Source organism: Corynebacterium sp. ES2794-CONJ1 (assembly GCF_025660615.1).
Classification (GTDB): domain Bacteria; phylum Actinomycetota; class Actinomycetes; order Mycobacteriales; family Mycobacteriaceae; genus Corynebacterium.
Map to the genome: position 1 here is coordinate 270,237 of NZ_JAOTIM010000004.1, position 19,830 is coordinate 290,066.

Sequence of the window (19,830 nt, forward strand, 5' to 3'; positions counted from 1 at the left end):
CTTAAACTAGCTGAGACTAGATAGCTCGCGTAAAACTGAGAAAAACTGAAGGGCTCACTGCAATGAGTGCGCCCTTTTGCAACTTGATGATTTTAAATACCGTGGAGTTCGCCGCCATTGGCAATATAATCAGCCCATGAGGTGATGTCGGGGTTCTTGCGCAAAAGTGCGCGGCGCTGTCGTTCAGTCAAGCCTCCCCATACCCCGAATTCCACGCGGTTATCGAGGGCATCCACACGGCATTGGAGGAGCACTGGACACTGCCTACAGATCGCCGCAGCACGGCGTTGTGCTGCTCCACGGACAAAGAGGGCGTCAGGATCTTCATTCCGGCAATTTGCGTGCATTACCCAATCGCCACGGTCGATAGAACCGAGTCCACTGGGGTCCAGGAGCGCATTGTTCTGTGGGTTCGCCAGAGATGTTGTCATCTTGGTTGTCCTCCTGAGGGAAACTTATTGAGAAACTGGTCAAATTGACCGGCATTTCGGTCTATACTGATCCGTTGGTCATGTGTAAGTCTATTCACACAACCTAGTGAATGTCGAACGAGTCACACATTAAGGGGGTCTGATTATTCCCACTTTCACACCGTCCTCGGTAATGTAGGGGATGTGTCCCTCTGGAAATCTGTGAACCAATTCATTGGCGCCACGCTCGCAGCTGGTGTGGTGGGAGCCGTTGCGCTCTCCCCTCTCGCTGCTATGAGCGCCCTCGCCATCCAGCGCACCAACGACGTCATGCAGTCGAATATTCAGGATCTCAACTCAACTGAGACCCCAGGGGTGACCACAATGCTCGACAAAGATGGTCATCCCTTCGCATGGTTTTATGCCCAGCGTCGCTTCGAAGTTCCACCTGACCGTATTGCCCAGTCCATGAAGGACGCGATCGTGGCCATCGAAGATCGCCGCTTCTACGAACATAATGGCGTCGATATCCAGGGAAATTTCCGCGCGGTGGTGCGAAATCTCCTCGCTGGTGGGGTGGAACAGGGAGCCTCAACTATTGACCAGCAGTATGTAAAAAACTATCTGCTCTATGTTCGCGCCTCTACTAGTGACGAAAAAGCTGCTGCTGTCGAGACTTCGATCCCCAGAAAATTGCGCGAGATGCGCATGGCTTCTGGAATTGAAAAAGTTTTGAATAAAGACGAGATTCTCTCCCGTTACCTCAACGTTATCCCCTTCGGTAACGAGGCCTTTGGAATCGAGGCTGCGGCTCAAACCTATTTCGGAATCCCTGCCGCAGAGCTCACCATCCCACAATCGGCCATGCTCGCCGGTATGGTGCAGTCCACAAGCTACCTTAACCCCTATACCAATGCTGAGGCCACGATCGCCCGCCGTAATACCGTTCTCGACGCAATGGTCGATGTGGGCACAATTTCTACTGCAGAAGCTGATGCCTTTAAAGCTGAACCCCTGGGAATTTTAGAGGTTCCCCGCGGCCTGCCTAATGGCTGCATCACTACTGGAGATCGCGGTTTCTTCTGCGATGAAGTTCTCAACTACCTGAGCGATAAGGGGCTTAGCCTCGATGATCTACACAAGGGCTCGTATACCATCGAAACGACCCTAGATCCAGTGGCCCAAAATATTGCCCACGAAGCCGTTGTTCAACACGTCAACCCGCGTGAGCCTGGAGTCTCCGAAGTTCTTAATCTGGTCGAGCCCGGCAAGGAGTCAAGGCGCATCCTCGCGATGACCTCCTCCCGCGATTATGGTCTCGATCTCGAAGCTGGTCAGACTGTTCTCAATCAGCCCGCCACCTTAGTAGGTAGCGGCGCCGGGTCGGTCTTTAAACTCTTCACCGCCGCCGTCGCTCTCGAACAGGGCTATGGCCTCGATACCCAGCTCGACGTTCCCCCACGTATAGAGGTGTCCGGCATGGGCGAAGGGGGAGCAAAGAACTGTCCACCAGGCAAATACTGTGTGGAAAATGCCGGCGTCTATGCCCCCACCATGAGCCTGCGCGATACCTTAGCGCAGTCGCCCAATACCACCTTTGTGAGCCTTATCGAGGATGTGGGCGTGCCTGAGGTAGTGGACATGGCCGTAAAATTAGGTCTCCGTTCATATACCCAGCCCCAGACCTTCGATGCTGATAACTCCATCGCTGATTATATGAAAGATCATAATCTAGGATCATTCACGCTTGGGCCGGTGGCAGTAAACCCTCTTGAACTGTCAAATGTGGCAGCCACGCTCGCCTCCGAAGGAGTGTGGTGTGAACCCACACCGGTTAATCGTGTACTCGATCGCTTCGGGCGCGAGGTATTTATTGATAAACCCGCGTGTGACGAAGCCCTTGCCCCCGAAGTGGCCAAGGCCTTAAGCGCTGGCTTAAGTCTTGATGCTACGAAGGGCACGGCAGCTGATGCTGCGCGGGGCGCAGGCTGGAATGCTCCTATTGCGGCCAAAACAGGAACGACCGAGTCCCATCAATCGGCGGCTTTTCTAGGATATAACGACCGCTTTGCTGCAGCTCCTTATATCTACAACGATGGCACCACGATTACACCATTGTGCACCGTACCAGTGCGTCAGTGCCCCGACGGCAATCTCTTTGGCGGTTCTGAACCTGCACGCACCTGGTTTGCGGCAGCTTCTCGCCTCAATGCCTTCGAGGGAGGGTTACCGGAATATAATCCGCGGTTCAATGCTGGTACCTCAGCCACCTTCGGTCAGGAATATATTGGTCGCAAATACGGCGATGTTAAAAGAGAACTGGTGGCCAGGAAATTCAACGTATTACAACAGATCGTGGCCGGCAACGGTGCCGAGAAGGGAACGATCGTCCGCGCCAGTGCCGATCTCCCACTCAAGAAAGGGAGTACTATCATTCTCTTCGTTTCGGATGGTTCTGCCCCTCCCCCACCACCAGCGGTTAATCAGACTCAACCGCAACCAAGAACCGCCTTTAATGAAGAAGATCAATTTCGTTCGGACGTGGAGGAATTAACCAACCAGATTCGCGATCTTCTGCAATCGCCATAAAAAGTGGGGCCGTTATCGGCCCCACTCCTTGTTACTGCAACGCAGCTCGGACCGCGGTGGATAAGCGTTTGCCGTCCGCAGTGCCGGCGGCTCGTTCGGTAACGACCTTCATAATCTGACCCATGCTCTTCATATTGATCTCAAGTCCTTCGCCGTGTAGCTCTTCGATGGTTTGGGCTACTAGGGCTTGGATTTCATCATCAGAAAGCTGCTGCGGGAGGTACTCGTTGAGGACAGCGGCCTCAAGGAGCTCCTGATCGGCCAATTCTTGACGCCCATTGGCGGCATAGACTTCAGCAGACTCCTTCCGTTTTTTAATTTCACGTGCTATTACCTTGAGAATTTCTTGGTCTTTCAATTCGTGCTTTGTGCCAGAGGTTTCTTCAACCTGTATGGCAGCGAGCAGCATTCTGAGAGCTCCGGTGCGCTCTTTTTCTCGCGCCTTCATAGCAACTTTGATATCGTCTCGAATTTTTAGCTTCAGTTCACTCATAGTGTCTCCATTCTACTCGGATCGCATCCTCATAGAGCTACCTGTGCGCTGAAGCAGGTAAGGTCTAAAGGATGAACAAGGATTTCACATCTTCATGCCCGCGTTGGGCATCTCAGCTTCTGAAAATCGGTAGTCTGGGAGCTATAGCTGGTACCGCAGCACTCTGGTGGGGCTATAAAGAGTGTGAACGCTTCGAACTCGAAGAAGTCGAGGTACCACTCCTTTCGCCCGGCACCCTTAGATCACGTGAAGCTTTTAGCATTTTGCACATCTCGGATATTCATATGGTGCCAGGGCAAAAGAAGAAGCAGGAGTGGATTGCAGATCTGGCGCGACTCAAGCCCGATCTAGTGGTCAACACTGGCGATAATCTCTCCGATCTCCATGCAATCCCGAGCCTGCTTGCCGCTATTCAACCTTTGTTCGCTTTTCCCGGACTCTTCGTCTTTGGATCCAATGATTACTTTGGACCCAAGCCAGTCAATCCTTTTCTTTATCTGGTTGGCAGGAAGCGAAAAGTATCACGTGTAGAACTACCGTGGAAAGATATGCGCGCAGTATTTTTAGAGCATGGTTGGCGAGATGCCACACACCAAAGGCACGAATTTAAGGTTAGCGGCCTCAAAGTAGCGGCCACTGGGGTCGACGACCCTCACCACGATTTAGACGACTATGGGAGCATCGCGGGAGCGCCTAATCCTCAGGCCGATATGAGTCTTGCCTTAGTGCATTGTCCCGAGCCGCGGGTACTCGCCCGTTTTGCTGCTGACGGTTACCAGCTTTCCCTTTCTGGGCACACTCACGGCGGACAAATTTGCTTGCCTGGATCTATGAGCTTGGTAACTAATTGCGGTATTGATCGAGCGCGGGCCAAAGGTTTGCACCAGTTTAAACACATGGCGATGTATGTGTCCAAGGGGCTAGGAACTAGCAAATTTGCCCCTATACGTCTCTTCTGTCGCCCCTCAGCTACTCTGCTAAAAATTACCGAAAAGTCGAGCTAGGTTACCGTTTCTATCTTCTAAAATAGGGCGCTTGAAATGTCGCTATAAGAGGACTAACATCTGTTGATGGTTGTTCGGTAGTTATCGACACGCCACCGGGATATAGCGCAGCTTGGTAGCGCACTTCGTTCGGGACGAAGGGGTCGCAAGTTCAAATCTTGTTATCCCGACGATTAAACCCCCTTGCTGTACAAGGGGGTTTAGTTTTTATGTATCTTTGGCAGAATTACGTTGTCATCTCTCAACTGCAACGGCCCCGATATCGACCGGGCGAACTACGGATGGAATACGTATCCTCTTCACTCGGTGACGCTCCTAGATTGCCGCGAATGGTACTTCCCGCACCTATTGAAACTCATATTAAGATGCGACAGCGATCAACGAGGCTCATCACAGTTCAACCTTTTAGCGATCCGCCACCAGGGCTACTCTCAAGCGGGAAGAGAATCTATCAGGGGCGTTTCTCAGAAGAATCTTTAATCCTTATCCATAGATAGACAAAACCCCTGCTAGCAAACCCACACTTATTCGTTCAATGGGGTTAGCTAGCAGGGGTTTAATTGCCTACTGCTTGCTACTTAGGTCACCTAAGTTCAGTGGCTTCCTATAGGGCAGCTTCCAAGCGAGCATTTACTTCGTCCCAGTTATATACATTCCATGCGGCCTTAACGTAGTCGGCCTTTACATTCTTGTACTGCAGATAGAAGGAGTGCTCCCACATATCAAGAAGTAATAAAGGAGCAGCTTGGTGCGGGTAATTATTCTGGTGATCCTCAATCTGTTCCACAATCAGGCGGCCACCGATGCGGTCATAAGCAAGCACAGCCCAGCCAGAGCCCTGGATGCCAAGAGCCACAGCAGCAAAATGAGCCTTGAATTTATCGAAAGAACCAAAGTCGCGGTCGATGAGCTCAGCAACTTTACCACTAGGAGTGCCACCACCATTGGGGGACAGGTTCTTCCAGAAGAGGCAGTGGTTAGTGTGGCCGCCGAGGTGGAAGGCAAGATCCTTCGACAGGCCGGTTACTACAGAATCAATGGTGCCATTCTCGCGAGCGGCCTCCATCTTCTCCAGCGCCGCATTGGCACCTGCTACGTAACCAGCATGGTGCTTGGAGTGGTGCAATTCCATAATCTCGGCGCTGATATGAGGCTCGAGAGCGTCGTAGGCGTAATCGAGTTCGGGAAGGGTGTACTGTGCCATGTGAAATGGGATCCTTTCATAGGGGATTGTTTTTTCAGTGTGAGCTTCGCAACTCTTATGCTCAATGATAGGCAAAAATTAAATTTGCGCAATAGCTTAATAAGTTATCTCCGCATAACCTGCACTTCTAAGGGTGGACTTATCCTCGGCTCCGTGCCCCTATCTGCCCCCTGCACGTCGCTTGTTCAATTACCGCTAGGATTAACCTCAATCAGGTGCCGCTGCCAACAGCTCGGGTACCCTCCATCGAAGCTTTCGCCAAATATGAAGTTACAAGGAGTATCACTATGGGTTTTCTTTTTTCTAAGCCACAGTCCCTCGTCGCAGAAGAGACGGCCTTAAAGGGTGGCAATCACCCCGTTCTACCGAATCCCAAACAACACTATGTTCTGCATACCCCAATTACGGGCACATGGCAGGATACTCAAGAGGTTGTCTATGTGGCACTGGGGTGCTTCTGGGGTGCAGAAAAATTATTTTGGGAAACCCCTGGCGTGGTATCAACCGCGGTAGGCTACGCCGGCGGTGTGAGCACTCACCCCACTTACCGGGAGGTATGCACAGGGAGAACGAACCACACCGAGGTGGTCCAGGTGGTTTTCGATCCCGCTGTTATTAGTTTCGATGACATCATTGTGAAAGCGATGGAAGCCCACGACCCCACGCAAGGATTCCGCCAGGGCAATGATGTGGGAACCCAGTATCGTTCTGCTATTTATACGCGCACCCCTGAACAGGCAGCACGGGCCCGCGAGATTGTCGAAGCCTATGCTGTGCGATTAAAAGCAGCTGGATATGGGGATGTTACTACTGAAATCAAGCCGCTAACGAGCACTCCAGCGGCTACTTTCTTCTTCGCCGAGGACGAGCACCAGCAATACCTCGCGAAGAATCCTTCCGGCTATTGCCCCCATCACTCGACTGGGGTGGCCTGCTCGCTTGAGTCCTAAATGGTCTTAACTTTCAAGTTCCCCTAAACGTAGCCCAGGAATACTCGGCGCGCCGCGGTGGAGGAATTCACGCACTGCGGCGGTGGCTCGACAATCGTCGCCGTTATAACTCAGCAGTGCGGCCTTAGCAGTATCAGAAGCGGGCGCTAAGGCAGCGACTCCTATAGCCTCAAGGTAAAGGTTGACTGAACCCTCCCCATCAAGATCTGGTACCTGCCAGTGGTAGCCAGTTATTGGTGCCACCACTTTGAGTCCGAGCCCTGCGGTTCCCTCAAATTGGGCTCGGATGAGGGCAAAGATGTCGATCCACTCGTGGGAATCGATAAAAGCCTCAACTTCCGCTGGGCTAGGGAGCCCGGGGATTTCCTTATGATAAGCGGGATAGAAGCGTGCAGCACTGGAGCGCAGCCAGTGATTTTCACCGTGTTGGGAATAGCAGAATACCCCAACACTTAAGCCTTGCGAATGAGCGTGCTCACGCCTGCCTTGTAACCATTGCCAGAAATGAGCAAAATTTTTGGCCTCTGCTACCCCTCCGAGGTCTTCCCACGTGACAAAGGGGCGGTATTCATCACCGTCGAACGCACCCCAGAGATATGCTCCCTGATCGAGGTACGCTTCGACGTCGATGTCTATCTCAACGTCGAAACGCGGTGCAGATGTGACAGGCACTTTTTTCATCAGAGCTTCACCGCGCTGCCAGCACTGAGCGATTTGCCCATCCACGCTTGTTGGCTGGGCGTTAATGAGTCCGGTGACCGTGGTGATACCTGCTTCTTTAAAGCGGCGTCCTTTATCGCCAGAGAACACTAGTGAGATATCGTCTCGGTGCGTTAATTCTGTATGGCATAGCCGCCAGAAACGACATCCGCCACATTCCTTAACGCGATGCGCCGATTGTGGTATCGGTTGGGCGAGAGCGTGGTCGAGGCCTTGCTGGAACAGCTCGGTATTCACAATAAAACCTAAGGTGCGGTTCTGACCGATGATGATACCGCGGGCGATATCGAGTCCGAGATCATCAAGAGCCCGTGCAGCCAGCGCTAATTGGTAGGAGTCCGTTGAATGCGGCTTTAATTTATACGCTTGTGTATGGGGAAGACCCAACCCAATTCGGCGGGTGTCAATTGTTTTGACGAGTTTATTATGTGCCTTGCGAGCAACGCGGTGATTACTCACAATCAATGGCATATAGGCATCGCCATGGCGCACGAGGGCATCGACTTCCACTCCAAATTCCCTGCCCGCCACTACGGTGGTGAGATAGGCACCGGTGATGAGGGTAGCCTGAGAGGCGAGGGCCTCGAGGGTTGAAAACCAGCGGGTCTCTTCATCGGCTACGAGGTCGATGCGGGTGAAGTATTTATTATCAGCAATCTGAGGGCGGGTAGGCAGTAGCGCGAGTACGTCGGCTCTGGCATAGTCCAGACGCTGTGCTCGCGCCTTCGCAGCCGCGGTGGCTTCCCAATCGGGGTGGGAGGTTTTTTGGCGTCGCCGATAGCGGCAACCCACTAGATCATGGGGGCGCCAGAGGGGCTTATTCGCTACAATCTCCACAATTAAACTAGCCTAAGGCAGGAAGCAAGGTAGTGTGGAATCGACAAGAATTTTTAAGAATCACTGAGGATTTAAAGGATTACCGATGGGCTTATTCAGATCCCTGTTCAAAAAACGTGCACAGCGCAAGGCTGAACTCAAGGTAGCCAAGGCGCGCGCTCGCGCCGAGGTCAAGACCTCTGCGAAGATGAAGAAGCGTCTCCACAAGCGTCTTGCGCGCGAGGAGAAGAACCTGCTCAAAATGGAGCAGAAGACCTTAAAAAAGCGCGATAAGCATCATGAGAAGATGGCGAAGCTCAAGCTCGACCAGCTTAAAGAGGGACGCTTCAATGCCAAGAAGGTACTCCGCTACGCCACCGCATTGCGGGCGCTTGCCCCCTTTGCTTTGCCGGTTATCTACCGTGGGATCGTAGCATTGCGGGACAAGAGTTCCGAGAATCGCGCTCGCCAACTGGGTGTAAAAGTCGAAGATCTCGCGGAATTCTCCGGGCACGGTGCTGAACTACGTGCGAAGATTGCTCAAGTTCGTAAAGCTGCTGAGCAGTTCAAGATCCCGGCAGGCTTGCAGCACGATATTAACGAGCGCTTGGATGAGCTCAATGCGGCAGTTCATAATGCCGAGTTGATGACTCCCGAGCCGCGCTCACGAGCCCACCGCTCTATTGAAAACGATATTGACAAAGTCAATAAAGAACTTTTAAAGAATATCGTTTAGCACCACGTCGAGCTTCAAATCCCCTTAACTTATCGGTCACATACCGCCGAGTTGAGGGGAATTTTATTTTACTATCAATACTACTTCCTAGTTTTCTCCACCATCGTGCAGGGTCTTTAGTGGGAGTATTGATAAACTGTTAAATTTTAGGGATTTTAAGAGGCTATGGTGAGCGCTATTTCTTATATATGTGCGGGTTAATCTTTTACTGCTGATAGCCGCCAGATTATAGAGCATGTGTCAATGATCGAAACCGTAGGTTCTCGAATACCACCCGCATGATTAAGTTCGGCTAGAGTTGGCGTAGAGAGATATAACATGTGATAGTTAAATATTTAAGGCCTACAGTTAATACCTTCATTGGGTAGTTCATTGTCTTCTTAATGGCAAGGGCATACTGGTAATTGTGGTCATTAAAAATATTTATTCTAATGCTCTAGACAGCTTTCTATGAAGGAGAAATCATGGCGCGCCGAGAGATTACTCAAATAACTGACGACTTCGATGGCTCGATTCTTAGCGAAAATGAAGTGCATGTCATTCGCTTCAGCGTGGACGGATCTAGCTACGTAATGGACGTGTCTAAGAAGAACCGCGAGCTCTTTGAGCAATGTATTGCAGACTTCATTCCTAAAGCACGCAAAGATAGTTCCCCCGCTGGCGCAACAGCGAAATACGACGCCAAGAAGGTTCGCGAGTGGGCTCAGGCCCGCGGCCTGCACGTTGCTGAGCGGGGCAAGATCTCCCAGGAGATCATCTCCGATTATCTCGCAGCCCACGGGGGAGTTTAAGCTCTTTTCTGTGAGCACACCATATGCAGAACTTCTTTATCTCCGATCCCCACTTCGGTCACAGTCTCGTCTCTGAGCTACGAGGCTTTGCCAGCCCCCACCTGCACGACGAGCAACTGATCACCGCATGGATTACCGCACTTCCCGCGAATCGCGAGATAAATATGTGGATTTTGGGCGATCATTCCTGTGGCCCCATGTCTGCGGAAGATAGAGCCCTCGAAACTCTAGCTCACTTCCGCAATACCATGCTGCACAAAAAGCAAACACTCGTCCATCTTCACGGTGTGCTCGGCAATCACGATAGCGCTCATCCTATGCGCCCGCACTCAATCCGAGAACAACGACGGTTTACCAACGTCTACGACAGCATTCACACCAGCAATCTCGTGAGCATCGCGAAGCAGCCAGTACTGCTGTCTCACTTCCCCTACGATGCTGATAGCCGAGAGTCCGATCGGCTCAATCAGTGGCGACTAAAGGATCTAGGCACACCCCTTATCCACGGCCATACACATGCCACCGAGCAGCTAAGCTACTCAGCTCAAGGAACTCTCCAAATATGCGTGTGCGTAGAAGCCTGCCCCGACTTCGCACCCATATCCCAGACAGATATCGCGCGAATTATACGCCCCTCATAGCACGCCTTGTTCACGAGCAGCTGCTACTGCAGAGGTGCGAGAACGCACTCCTAATTTGTCATAGATATGCACAAGATGGCTCTTGACCGTGGCCTCCGAGAGCAAGAGGATTTGCCCAATATCGCGGTTAGAGGATCCAGAAGCTACTAATTTCAGCACTTCCAGTTCGCGTGGAGTCAGCGATGTGCGAGGAGTACGTACTCGTGTCATCAGGCGATTGGCCACCGTTGGCGAAAGAGTGGAATCCCCCTCTGCTGCGGAACGTACGGCGGCGATTAATTCCTCAGGCGGGGCATCTTTTAAGAGGTAGCCTAAGGCTCCCGCTTCAATGGCACCTAAGATATCGGCGTCGGTATCATAATTAGTTACTACCAATACGTGTGGCGGGTTCTTCATTGTGCGTTTGATTTCTGCGGCCGCATCGGCGCCCGTTGCCAGCCGAGTACCTTCCACACCAGCTCCGAAGCGTAAATCCATCAGAATCACATCGATACCGCCAGCCTGCGCGGCAGCAATGGCAGCCTCCGCTGTGGCCACCTCACCGATCACTTCGATATCGTCGGCTCCTTCTAAGACGGCTCGCAGACCGAGGCGCACTATTTCGTGATCGTCGGCAAGGAGAACGCGAATCATATTGAAGCCTTTCGAAGAAGAAGACAGGTAACCTTTAGTATAGAAGATTTAAAAATCTTAGCCTAGCTCACCGGTATCCCCACGCTGACCGCCGTTCCGCGGCCAGGTGCCGACTCCACGCTCACCGAACCTCCGAGCTCCTTAGCGCGCTGGCGCATCGCATTGACTCCAATATGACCGAGTCCCACAGGCCTATCAGCCAGCTCATTGGGATCAAATCCGCTGCCATCATCGACAATATCAAGGCGCACTTCCTCCTCGGAATAGCTTAATGTCACCGCGCATCGCGTGGCGTGAGCATGCTTGGCCACATTGCCCATTGCCCCCTGCGCGATCCGCAAGAGTGCCGCCTCCACCTTCATGGGTAATTGCCGCTCCTCACCATCAATATGGATAGAAAATTCTGGTCCCACAAACGCTTCCGCCACTCGGTTAAGTGCCCCTTCAAGAGATGTTTTACTCAGTGCAGCCGGCTGAAGGGCAGCGATCATAGCCCTAGCCTCTTGGAGGTTATCGGCAGCGGTCTGCCGCGCCAAGCGCATATATTCTAAGGGCTTTAATTGCTCGTGCTGGCTGATCGACGAACGCTTGACCTCTCGCTCCGCCACATTTAAGAGCATTTGAATACTCGAAAGTCCCTGTGCCAACGTGTCGTGAATTTCGTGCGCAATGCGTTGACGCTCCTCCGCGATACCCGCCGCCCGTTCCGTTTCGGCCAACTGATTACGGGTAGCCATGAGCTCAGCGATAAGAGCTTCACGCTCCCGAGCACCGCGCCAGAGAGCTTGAAAAGCCAAATGAATGCCTATGACCACTAGCGCTGAAACCGCCGGGCCCATCACAGCTCCGAAGGTGAGATTGGCACGATAACTCAAAATTGCCACCGCTGTTGCCCCAATAACGGCAATGATGCCCCGGTAATCAGGCAGCACCCGTAGGTAGAGGAAGAAAAGCGGAAAAACCAGATATACACTGACGGGAATGACCGGCAGCATCACTACCCAGATGAGTGTAAGGAAGCTAACCCAAAACAGTTTCCACCTTAATCGGTCATGAGCACGTGTGACGGATAGTGCATAAGCAAAGCCAAAAGCCGTGCACAGTAGCACCGCGATAACTGCCTCATCTCGATGAAGTCTCGCCGCGCCGACAAGGGCCACGGCGAGCAAGAGTGCGGTGATCACGGTCATGGCACGTCGATAGGCGGCAGCACCTGGTTGAGAATCGTAGGTGGCCACATCTCCGATAGGGATATTAGTGAGATCCCCTGTTTTTTTCGCAGGTATCGGGGCGGGCTCTAAGCTAGGCTTCATGAACTTGACTTTACCTGGCCCAAAAATGCTCGCAACGCTGCTTGCTCCGGCATTATTCATCACAGCCTGTACCGCACAACCGGCTAGGGAACCCCAGTTATCAACTCAAGCAGCCGAGATGCCGAATGAGATGCCTGGTGAGTTTCCTAGCGACGGTCTCGCCCCCGATGCTCACCCTGAGGTACCTCGAGAAGCTCAGGACCCCTGCCCCTATCTCGATACTGAATGGTTAGCACGAACCAATGGACAAAAGGTCACCTCGATGGGGGTGGATTCACGATTTATCACCCCAGCATGTGTGTATTGGTCCTACCCACCTGAACCTCAGGCAAGTATTGTGGTGCGGCATATGCCCACCGTAGACCAAGCCATTGAGGTGGTTGACATCGCCGCACCGATCGCCGACACCGAGCCCGTGGATACTACCGATGGATGGTCGGGTGGACGTGGAGGAGGCCCCGAAGGAGCCGTCTACGCAGTACAAAAAGGAAGCATCGCCCTTGTAGTGAGAACCAATCAGCCGCAATCAGTGAAGGCGGAACTCATAGCTGAGGAGGTCATCCGCCAACTCGCACTCTAAACCGCGACGTCGTTATACGGGAGCTGGCTCGAGATCCATGGGAAGACAACATTCATGAGCAGGAAAAATACCGCGATAAGCAACGCCAGCACTATAAAGAATTTGAACCACCGAGGCCCAGGCAACAATTCCCACAATAACGCGTACATTAATTACCGTCCTTCCAGAATTGGCGGGATATAGGAGCCATCCTTCGGATGGGAATCTGCGAGCATAGCGTGTACAATCATGCGCTCAGCATTGGAAAATTGCGGGTGGCAGGTGGTGAGAGTGAGAACCGGCTCCATGTCTGACGTGGCTTCTTGCCCAATGATCCCAGGGCGAGCGCCGATAGTGGATACGTCTGAAGGAACAGTAATGAAGCGACCGCGAAGATCTTGGTAATCGCCCTGTGCTAGGCGGTCGACTTGCTCCGGGTTCAAGCAGTGTGCGGCCTCCTGCCGACGCTGATCCGGATCGGCTGCCATGGGGGCGACGCGATAGGTATTCCACGCATCAGCTGTCTCAATAACAATGGCATCGCAACTGCGCAGGGCCCCAAGATCGTTAAACGGCGCACCCTTACCCACTCGGTGTCCCGCAACCGCAAAATTGCCTGGTTGACCCGGCATCTGAGTATCTGCATAATGGCCGGGACCCGCAAGAAGTGAGGCATCATCGGTGCCTTCGATGATGGCAAAGGAAAAATCCGAGCCGAAACTGGGGATATGCATTTTAGCGAAGGCGGTACCCAGTTCGGGGCGGAGCTTTTGCCTCGGATTGACCCTCTCGGCCGCTGAGTTCCAGGTATCGTTTAACTCAGTATTAGCCTCAGCCTGGAGTTTAGCTGATTCGATATTGGTCCAAAACGATTCATAAACGGCGAAGAGGAGAATCAAGATACCGACCGTCAGAAAGAGCTCACCGATAACCCCAAGAGCCGTTAGCCGTGGGTGATGCCGCTGTGCATGAGTCATCCTCTAGCCTCGTTTTCCAATCAGAGCCCCATATCAAGCACTCATTCTAACAGTGTGACACGATTGCCCACTACGCTGGCATAGGATAGGCTCACGGTTTTTAAGCTTTACTATAAGGATAACCAATTGCTTGAGATATTCATCTACCCTGTTTCCGCTGTGATGAAATTTTGGCATTATTTCCTCCACACGGTCGTCGGTTTCACCGACTCCCAAGCCTGGGTATTCTCAATTTTTGGGTTGATTGTAGTGGTACGTGCTCTCATCGCCCCCACTCAGTGGTTCATCCTTAAATCAGGTCGTATTAGTACGATTATGCGCCCGCGTATCGTCGCCTTGCACGCCGAATACGAGGATGAAGTGGACCCCGCCAAACTCAAAGAAATGGCACGGCGCGAAAGGGAAATCCAGAAGGAGCTAGGATATACGAACGCCGCTGGTTGCATCCCACCGCTTATTCAGATTCCCTTCTTCATTGGCCTTTACCAGGTACTCCTCAGAATGGCGCGACCCAAGGAGGGGCTGGACTCCCAGCTTCATCAGCCCATTGGATGGCTAACGAGTAATGATGTTTCCAGTTTTTTGAGTGCCCGCTACGGAGATGTGGCGCTGCCTGCTTATATATCGATGTCTCCAGAACAATTACAAAGACTAGAGACAACATACGAGGCGGTGATCCAATTCAACGTGCCACTCATCTTAGTCGCCGGTATCATTACCTCCATCAACCTCACGATTTCCACTGTGCGCAACCGCTTTGCCATGGATCATGAGTCACGGGTGGCTGAGGTTTTACTAAAGTGGATGGCCTGGGCTATTCCGCTGGTTCCGCTGCTACTCTTGCAGGCAGGGGTCACGGGCCCGATCCCGGCCGCTATCGCTATGTACTGGGGTGCTAATAACCTATGGACCCTCGTTCAAAATGCCACCATCTACCTCATCCTCTATCGGGTCATGCCTTATGGAGAAGACGTTAAGCAGCATCAGTACACTAAGAGGGAAGAACGTTTAGAACGACAGCGTATCCGCCGCCGGATGCGCTGGAGAAGAAGATTAGCATTAGTTGGCTTCATCGTGGCACCGTGGAAATACACCAGACACGCTGAGGCTCTCAGCCAAGCGAATAATTATTTCCGCGAACAAAAAGCTGCGCGCAAAGAGAGGAAGCTGAAGCGGAAAGAACTGAAGACCAAACGCATCCAGGCACGCCGGGAAGCTAGATTGCGTAATCAGCAGGAGGAGCACTAAGTAACTGCACTGCTACCTCACGGGCACGATATAAAGGCTCCGTACTGCGACTAATCCGCGCGGCCTGCAATCCGCCGTCGAGAAGCAGAAGTAACTGCTGGGCTTGGCTATTGCTGGGATAGCCGTTCATGGAGTTGAGAAGACTCGTCAGCGTTTGCTCGCGCCACTGGAAGTGATCTCGTACCGCCTCAATGATGCCGTGCTCGGCCTCAGTATCAGGACGCGGAAATTCGGTGGCAGCGTTATGAAAATGAGAACCTCGGAACTCATTCGCCTCTGCTCCATCGATGGCTTGATCAAAGAAGGTAAGTATTTTGCGGTCGAGGAGGTCATAAACCGCTAGATAGGAAGTCATCTCTTCGCGATAATCATTATCGAGGGATTTTAGATATGCGATCACGAGATTATCTTTGGATCCGAATAGTGAGTAAAGCGAGGCTTTAGCCACATCTGCTTCACGCAGCACACGGTCGATACCGATAACCCTGATGCCTTCAGTGGTAAAAAGTGATCGGGCGCTCTCGAGGAGGCGTTGCCGCGGGGTGGGGCGCTGACTGCGTCGATCCTTCGCAGTCGATGAGACCTGCTTCTTCCCTGCAGCCATGACACTCCTTCTGTGACGATCTGGATTCTTTCAATGAACAGACTAGTCTATTAAGTATAGAAAGCCTATTTCTTTCGCGCAGCAAAAAGCGGCACTCCCAGTAAGGGAGTGCCGCTTATTTTGCAGAACTTTATTTGTTCTTCATGATTAACTGCAGGATGCTGAGCAGGATAACAGCACCCAGAAGGCAGGTTACAAAGCTAAAGATGAGGCCGCCACCGGATACATCGAAGTTGAACAGCTGCAAGATCCAACCACCTAGGAGGCCGCCAACGACACCAACAACGATATTGAGGCCAACACCTTGGCTAGCATCAGTACCCTTTATTTTCGAAGCGATCCAGCCAGCTAGTCCGCCAATGATGATCCAGCCGAAGAAACCGAGGCCAAGCATGAATAAATCTCCTTATAGGTTATATATGATCGTAAATTCGGAGCAAAGCGCAGATATCTCTTAGCTTTTTCTTATAATCTCCTCTTACCACTATAGCGGGGAATCTGCAGAAAAACGACAACGATCCGATAACGAAAACCTAGGAGCTCGCCGGGCGCACAACGACCATGGGGCAGGGCGAACTTTGCAAAAGCGCCCGAGAGGTAGAGCCCAGTAACATGCCCCGGAAACCACCGCGCCCATGTGAGCCTACGACGAGCAATTGCGCATTCTCGGCTGAGTCAACCAACGCCCTTACTGGGCGATCGCGAGTAATGACCATCTCCACAGCCACATCGGGATATGTGCTTAAGAATAGCTCCAGATCTGACTGTACTTCTTGGATCTGGCGTTCCTCGACCGTCGCCCACTCGCGCTGCGCCGCAGCCAAACCAGCGAGTGAGGCCTGGACCTGCATATCCATCCACGTATGCACGGCGATAATGCGCGTTCCCCGGGCTGCAGCTTCACGGAAGGCGAATTCAACGGCTTTTTGAGAGACATCTGAACCATCGACGCCCACGACGATCGGCCCGTATTTGGTTGTTTCATTAACTTCGTTGTCTTCACGGACGACGACGACGGGGCAATGCGCATGAGAAACGACGGCTGCCGACACTGATCCCATTACCATCCCCGACAGGCCGCCAAGACCACGTGAACCCATCACGATCATGGTCACGGTTTCACTGAGTTCAAGCAGCATATCGATGGGGGTACCCTCCGCGAGGGTGTACCCTATATGGAGATCCGGTGCGACCTCTAAAGCTAGGGATTTTGCCCGCTCGATGATCTCCATGGTCTCTTGTTGGAGATCATCGTAGAGCTCCTGTGGGGGCATGATACCGTCGGAGTACAAAAACTGCGGCATGGTGTAGCTCGCTGCAATTTTCAGCGCTACCCCCCGCTTGTGAGCAGTATTAGCCGCCCAGCGCACCGCATTATCAGCGGCTGGGGAGCCATCAACGGCGACGACAACAATATTTTCTCGGGACATGGGGCGCTTCTCCTATGTGCACTGGGTTGAAACAACAAAGCTCTTATTGTTTCCTTATTTCTACACTCCAGTGTACTCGTCACACCTAGCCTTCAGTTGTGAGCCCAGCCACTACTTTAGCGGCGCACAGAATCGATGAGAGTGGAGGCAGCGTCGGTCACAGCATCAATTTTGTCCAATGTTGCCGCTGGGGCATTAGCCGGATAGAAGACCGCATAGAAGACTTTCACAATCGTCTCTATGATCTTGCCTATATCGGTAGCTAGAAATTTCATCAATGGTTCCAAGAGCGCGTTCATATCCATAAAAAATCTCCTCACATAGTCCTGACAATAAAACTATCGGGCGTGGGTCAACGACGTTACGCCACGATGGATAGGATACCGCGAGCCAAGAGATGGTCACCAATTTTCCCGCTGAGCCTTCTTGCTTTGTAGCATGGAATATTATGGAGTCAATCAGGCGCCCTCGGGCACAAAGGCCTCGTCCCCCTTTAGAGATCCGCGATGGGCTCAATCCGTCCCGCGCCCGCGTACCAGATAGCGCCCACGGCATGACCGCCTTCGATTTTGTATGGCATCTTAAGAGCACGCAACGGTACCGACACCCGGAAGATACCCGCGAGAACCTACTCAAAGAATTCCAGAGCGGGAATATTCGCCTCGGTCTGTGGCCTCGAGATCGAGAGCTTTCGGCGTCGTCCACGCTTAAAGCTGGTGAGGATATTTGGTTCTACCGCATGCCTGCAGAGGAAAAAGAGATTCCTTATGAGATCAACATTATCGACGAAGATGAAAATCTGCTCGTCGTGGATAAGCCCCCATTTTTATCTACGATGCCACGGGGGCGTCACATCAGCCAGTCGGCAACAGTTAAACTCCGTCGCCGCTGCGGCAATCCCGATCTCGCTCCAGCTCACCGCCTCGATCGGCACACAAGTGGAGTACTGATTTTTACTAAGAAGAAGGAGATGCGCTTTCCATATCAAAACCTTTTTGCTACCCGTGCGGCCACTAAGATTTACGAGGCGACAGCCGAGTATACCGAGATTCCCCCGGGCGCCCAGTGGGCCCACCACTTGGAAAAGACACCCGGAATAGTGCAGGGACGCATTCTCGATGGTGAGCCTAATTCCTTCACCACCGTCTCGTCTGTGACCCCGTGCGATAAAGCGCGAATGGCTGAATTAAAGAAAATACATGGAGCTACTTTGGCTCCCCAGGCCATCTATGAATTGCGTCCCCAGACGGGAAAGACCCATCAACTGCGTTTACAGATGCTGGCGGCGGGTATTCCTATTCTAGGCGATCCAGCGTACCCAACGGTTCTGCCCGAGGATGAGGAAGATTTCTCCGTCCCTATGCATCTAACGGCCCGGGAGTTGCGTTTTATCGATCCACTCACGTCTAGAGAGCGACGCTTTCGATCACCGAGGGTGTGGTAGCAAAAAAGGGCTTGGATTGCTTGGACCAAGCCCTTTATAACACGTAATCTCGCGATTTAGCGGAAGGTAGGGAGACCAGGAGCTGGCTGCTGCCCGTGAACCCAGCCTTGGGCTAATGCGAAGTTGAAGACGGAACCCCAGAAGGCGTAGAAGAGACCGAATCCTACTACGGAGCTGAAAATATAGAGAATAATGCTAAGAGCTGAATCGGCTGCGAGCGAGGAGGTGGTTTGGGCATGCACGGCAGGGGTGGCGCAGGTGATCATAGCAATAGAGGTTGCGCCAGCAATAGCTGCACGGATAACCTTTTGATTAAGCTTCACGATGGTACCTTTCGGCTTCGGGGAGAGTGTAGATAAGTCGTCGCCTAAACACTGTTTAGTCATAGTGAATATAGCACTACTTGTGTGCGAACCTGAGAAAAACCTTGGAGAAACCTGTCAGCCGCATTAAATTACCCCAAATCAGGGTAAGAAAACCCAAAAACCGCCGCAGGGGCACCGGGTGAAGCGGTGAATAGATATCTATTCGAGGTACTCGACAGGCATTGCTGCTCCACTTACCTCGGTGGGTTTATGAGCCGAATACACGCACATTGATCAGTGAGAGCCTCAGCCACAGAGGGGGCCAGCACGACACCTTTCTTAAAGCAGATATCAGAGGGACTCATTCACACCCGCACGAACTTGGAGCCTGATTTTTTCCACCAACGACACCGCGTCCACGATGCTTGGGCACAAGATACCTGCGCGGATAATATGCAACTAGAGAAATAACAAAGAGCGCCGACGGCTACAAGGGAGTACCCAGGGCGAAGGAGTACCGGGGATAACAAGCCAATCTAGGGCTTTAGGACTCTAGCGAACCACGTGGGTGAATAATTACTTAGACCAGTGCCTCTTCGGCACTTAAGTTCCGTCCGTACTACTTAATCTGTGCCGGCGGAGCAGCAATTCGGTTCTGAGGTAGACAGCAGCTTGAAGAGAAAACGAGTAGTCCTTAACTTGAAGATCTAGCTCCTAGGAGAAGCTGGGGTGGTTTGCATTTGGTTCCTCTTCCCTCAAACACTACAAAGCCTACCCACCCCAGACTACCCCAACCCCCACACACACCCCACACACACAAAAAAAGGGGGAGGGGATGCGCACAAGCACACAGCCTGCACACAACCCCTCCCCACCATCTTAAGTTTTAGGTCGGCGGTGACTTACTCTCCCACAAACTCCCGTTTGCAGTACCATCAGCGCTACCAGGCTTAGCTTCCGGGT

22 protein-coding genes, 1 tRNA gene and 1 rRNA gene are annotated in these 19,830 nt (G+C 52.4%); 10 read left to right on the forward strand and 14 right to left on the reverse strand.

Annotated features, from left to right (window positions below):
* Positions 1-92: 92 nt before the first annotated feature.
* On the reverse strand, positions 93-431 hold the full coding sequence (locus N7326_RS06925) for a WhiB family transcriptional regulator (RefSeq protein WP_259078497.1): 339 nt from the start codon (positions 429-431) through the stop codon (positions 93-95).
* Positions 432-614: 183 nt separating this feature from the next.
* On the opposite strand from N7326_RS06925, the gene N7326_RS06930 reads away from it, so the two are divergent.
* Positions 615-2,999, forward strand: a complete 2,385-nt coding sequence (locus N7326_RS06930) for a transglycosylase domain-containing protein (RefSeq protein ID WP_263088342.1) — start codon at positions 615-617, stop codon at positions 2,997-2,999.
* A gap of 31 nt (positions 3,000-3,030) precedes the next feature.
* Here N7326_RS06930 and N7326_RS06935 read toward each other — a convergent pair whose 3' ends face one another.
* Complete coding sequence (locus tag N7326_RS06935; protein ID WP_259158503.1) at positions 3,031-3,492, reverse strand: GatB/YqeY domain-containing protein; 462 nt, start codon at positions 3,490-3,492, stop codon at positions 3,031-3,033.
* Between the two features lie 71 nt (positions 3,493-3,563).
* Between N7326_RS06935 and N7326_RS06940 the strand changes: the two genes are divergently transcribed.
* Both N7326_RS06940 and N7326_RS06945 read left to right on the forward strand, forming a co-directional pair.
* A complete protein-coding gene (locus tag N7326_RS06940) occupies positions 3,564-4,496 on the forward strand; it encodes a metallophosphoesterase (protein ID WP_263088343.1) in 933 nt (310 codons plus the stop codon).
* Positions 4,497-4,592: 96 nt separating this feature from the next.
* A tRNA-Pro gene (locus tag N7326_RS06945) sits at positions 4,593-4,666 on the forward strand.
* 434 nt (positions 4,667-5,100) lie between these two features.
* On the opposite strand, the gene N7326_RS06950 is transcribed toward N7326_RS06945, so the two are convergent.
* Positions 5,101-5,700 carry a superoxide dismutase gene (locus tag N7326_RS06950; RefSeq protein ID WP_263088344.1) on the reverse strand — a complete coding sequence of 200 codons (600 nt, stop codon included), beginning with the start codon at positions 5,698-5,700 and terminating at the stop codon, positions 5,101-5,103.
* 287 nt (positions 5,701-5,987) lie between these two features.
* Here N7326_RS06950 and msrA point away from each other — a divergent pair, with 287 nt between their 5' ends.
* Complete coding sequence (gene msrA, locus N7326_RS06955; protein ID WP_259289531.1) at positions 5,988-6,650, forward strand: peptide-methionine (S)-S-oxide reductase MsrA; 663 nt, start codon at positions 5,988-5,990, stop codon at positions 6,648-6,650.
* Positions 6,651-6,656: 6 nt separating this feature from the next.
* Here msrA and N7326_RS06960 read toward each other — a convergent pair whose 3' ends face one another.
* Positions 6,657-8,207 carry a TM0106 family RecB-like putative nuclease gene (locus tag N7326_RS06960; protein WP_263088345.1) on the reverse strand — a complete coding sequence of 517 codons (1,551 nt, stop codon included), beginning with the start codon at positions 8,205-8,207 and terminating at the stop codon, positions 6,657-6,659.
* Between the two features lie 85 nt (positions 8,208-8,292).
* Here N7326_RS06960 and N7326_RS06965 point away from each other — a divergent pair, with 85 nt between their 5' ends.
* The 3 genes from N7326_RS06965 (at position 8,293) to N7326_RS06975 (ending at position 10,354) form a co-directional block, all read left to right on the forward strand.
* Positions 8,293-8,922, forward strand: coding sequence for a DUF6474 family protein (locus N7326_RS06965; protein ID WP_259078487.1), 630 nt, complete (start codon positions 8,293-8,295; stop codon positions 8,920-8,922).
* A 464-nt stretch (positions 8,923-9,386) separates the two neighbouring features.
* Positions 9,387-9,713, forward strand: a complete 327-nt coding sequence (locus N7326_RS06970) for a histone-like nucleoid-structuring protein Lsr2 (protein WP_259078486.1) — start codon at positions 9,387-9,389, stop codon at positions 9,711-9,713.
* 23 nt (positions 9,714-9,736) lie between these two features.
* A complete protein-coding gene (locus N7326_RS06975) occupies positions 9,737-10,354 on the forward strand; it encodes a serine/threonine protein phosphatase (protein WP_259158792.1) in 618 nt (205 codons plus the stop codon).
* Here the strand turns inward: N7326_RS06975 and N7326_RS06980 are convergent.
* Both N7326_RS06980 and N7326_RS06985 read right to left on the reverse strand, forming a co-directional pair.
* On the reverse strand, positions 10,349-10,987 hold the full coding sequence (locus N7326_RS06980; protein WP_259078483.1) for a LuxR C-terminal-related transcriptional regulator: 639 nt from the start codon (positions 10,985-10,987) through the stop codon (positions 10,349-10,351). The genes N7326_RS06975 and N7326_RS06980 overlap by 6 nt on opposite strands.
* Before the next feature lie 62 nt (positions 10,988-11,049).
* Positions 11,050-12,360 (reverse strand): sensor histidine kinase, encoded by a 1,311-nt coding sequence (locus N7326_RS06985; protein WP_396125073.1) that lies wholly within the window; start codon positions 12,358-12,360, stop codon positions 11,050-11,052.
* Between N7326_RS06985 and N7326_RS06990 the strand changes: the two genes are divergently transcribed.
* Positions 12,326-12,880: a DUF2020 domain-containing protein gene (locus N7326_RS06990; protein ID WP_411512294.1), complete on the forward strand. Its 555-nt coding sequence runs from the start codon at positions 12,326-12,328 to the stop codon at positions 12,878-12,880. The two genes, N7326_RS06985 and N7326_RS06990, sit on opposite strands and share 35 nt — an antisense overlap.
* Here N7326_RS06990 and N7326_RS06995 read toward each other — a convergent pair.
* Positions 12,877-13,029 (reverse strand): hypothetical protein, encoded by a 153-nt coding sequence (locus N7326_RS06995; RefSeq protein ID WP_259078480.1) that lies wholly within the window; start codon positions 13,027-13,029, stop codon positions 12,877-12,879. The two genes, N7326_RS06990 and N7326_RS06995, sit on opposite strands and share 4 nt — an antisense overlap.
* Before the next feature lie 3 nt (positions 13,030-13,032).
* Positions 13,033-13,836, reverse strand: coding sequence for a class E sortase (locus N7326_RS07000; RefSeq protein ID WP_259078479.1), 804 nt, complete (start codon positions 13,834-13,836; stop codon positions 13,033-13,035).
* 126 nt (positions 13,837-13,962) lie between these two features.
* Here N7326_RS07000 and yidC point away from each other — a divergent pair, with 126 nt between their 5' ends.
* Entirely contained in the window at positions 13,963-15,084 is a 1,122-nt protein-coding gene (yidC, locus tag N7326_RS07005) for a membrane protein insertase YidC (protein WP_259158794.1), read from the forward strand.
* Here the strand turns inward: yidC and N7326_RS07010 are convergent.
* The 4 genes from N7326_RS07010 to N7326_RS07025 form a co-directional block, all read right to left on the reverse strand.
* Entirely contained in the window at positions 15,053-15,688 is a 636-nt protein-coding gene (locus N7326_RS07010) for a TetR/AcrR family transcriptional regulator (protein ID WP_259078477.1), read from the reverse strand. The genes yidC and N7326_RS07010 overlap by 32 nt on opposite strands.
* A gap of 130 nt (positions 15,689-15,818) precedes the next feature.
* On the reverse strand, positions 15,819-16,082 hold the full coding sequence (locus N7326_RS07015; protein WP_259078475.1) for a GlsB/YeaQ/YmgE family stress response membrane protein: 264 nt from the start codon (positions 16,080-16,082) through the stop codon (positions 15,819-15,821).
* 139 nt (positions 16,083-16,221) lie between these two features.
* Positions 16,222-17,118, reverse strand: coding sequence for a universal stress protein (locus N7326_RS07020; protein WP_263088347.1), 897 nt, complete (start codon positions 17,116-17,118; stop codon positions 16,222-16,224).
* Between the two features lie 116 nt (positions 17,119-17,234).
* Positions 17,235-17,423 carry a hypothetical protein gene (locus tag N7326_RS07025; RefSeq protein WP_259078467.1) on the reverse strand — a complete coding sequence of 63 codons (189 nt, stop codon included), beginning with the start codon at positions 17,421-17,423 and terminating at the stop codon, positions 17,235-17,237.
* 143 nt (positions 17,424-17,566) lie between these two features.
* On the opposite strand from N7326_RS07025, the gene N7326_RS07030 reads away from it, so the two are divergent.
* A complete protein-coding gene (locus N7326_RS07030; protein WP_259078465.1) occupies positions 17,567-18,562 on the forward strand; it encodes a pseudouridine synthase in 996 nt (331 codons plus the stop codon).
* A 56-nt stretch (positions 18,563-18,618) separates the two neighbouring features.
* On the opposite strand, the gene N7326_RS07035 is transcribed toward N7326_RS07030, so the two are convergent.
* Positions 18,619-18,885 carry a hypothetical protein gene (locus tag N7326_RS07035; protein ID WP_259078464.1) on the reverse strand — a complete coding sequence of 89 codons (267 nt, stop codon included), beginning with the start codon at positions 18,883-18,885 and terminating at the stop codon, positions 18,619-18,621.
* 871 nt (positions 18,886-19,756) lie between these two features.
* A 5S ribosomal RNA gene (gene rrf / locus N7326_RS07040) occupies positions 19,757-19,830 on the reverse strand; the annotation flags it as partial.

Coding starts and splice junctions, on each gene's coding strand:
- N7326_RS06925 (WP_259078497.1), bottom strand. CDS start 431: ATGACAACATCTCTGGCGAACCCACAGAACAATGCGCTCCTGGACCCC.
- N7326_RS06935 (WP_259158503.1), bottom strand. CDS start 3,492: ATGAGTGAACTGAAGCTAAAAATTCGAGACGATATCAAAGTTGCTATG.
- N7326_RS06940 (WP_263088343.1), top strand. CDS start 3,564: ATGAACAAGGATTTCACATCTTCATGCCCGCGTTGGGCATCTCAGCTT.
- N7326_RS06950 (WP_263088344.1), bottom strand. CDS start 5,700: ATGGCACAGTACACCCTTCCCGAACTCGATTACGCCTACGACGCTCTC.
- msrA (WP_259289531.1), top strand. CDS start 5,988: ATGGGTTTTCTTTTTTCTAAGCCACAGTCCCTCGTCGCAGAAGAGACG.
- N7326_RS06965 (WP_259078487.1), top strand. CDS start 8,293: ATGGGCTTATTCAGATCCCTGTTCAAAAAACGTGCACAGCGCAAGGCT.
- N7326_RS06970 (WP_259078486.1), top strand. CDS start 9,387: ATGGCGCGCCGAGAGATTACTCAAATAACTGACGACTTCGATGGCTCG.
- N7326_RS06975 (WP_259158792.1), top strand. CDS start 9,737: ATGCAGAACTTCTTTATCTCCGATCCCCACTTCGGTCACAGTCTCGTC.
- N7326_RS06980 (WP_259078483.1), bottom strand. CDS start 10,987: ATGATTCGCGTTCTCCTTGCCGACGATCACGAAATAGTGCGCCTCGGT.
- N7326_RS06990 (WP_411512294.1), top strand. CDS start 12,326: ATGCTCGCAACGCTGCTTGCTCCGGCATTATTCATCACAGCCTGTACC.
- N7326_RS06985 (WP_396125073.1), bottom strand. CDS start 12,360: ATGAATAATGCCGGAGCAAGCAGCGTTGCGAGCATTTTTGGGCCAGGT.
- N7326_RS06995 (WP_259078480.1), bottom strand. CDS start 13,029: ATGTACGCGTTATTGTGGGAATTGTTGCCTGGGCCTCGGTGGTTCAAA.
- N7326_RS07000 (WP_259078479.1), bottom strand. CDS start 13,836: ATGACTCATGCACAGCGGCATCACCCACGGCTAACGGCTCTTGGGGTT.
- N7326_RS07010 (WP_259078477.1), bottom strand. CDS start 15,688: ATGGCTGCAGGGAAGAAGCAGGTCTCATCGACTGCGAAGGATCGACGC.
- N7326_RS07015 (WP_259078475.1), bottom strand. CDS start 16,082: ATGCTTGGCCTCGGTTTCTTCGGCTGGATCATCATTGGCGGACTAGCT.
- N7326_RS07020 (WP_263088347.1), bottom strand. CDS start 17,118: ATGTCCCGAGAAAATATTGTTGTCGTCGCCGTTGATGGCTCCCCAGCC.
- N7326_RS07025 (WP_259078467.1), bottom strand. CDS start 17,423: ATGGATATGAACGCGCTCTTGGAACCATTGATGAAATTTCTAGCTACC.
- N7326_RS07030 (WP_259078465.1), top strand. CDS start 17,567: ATGGAGTCAATCAGGCGCCCTCGGGCACAAAGGCCTCGTCCCCCTTTA.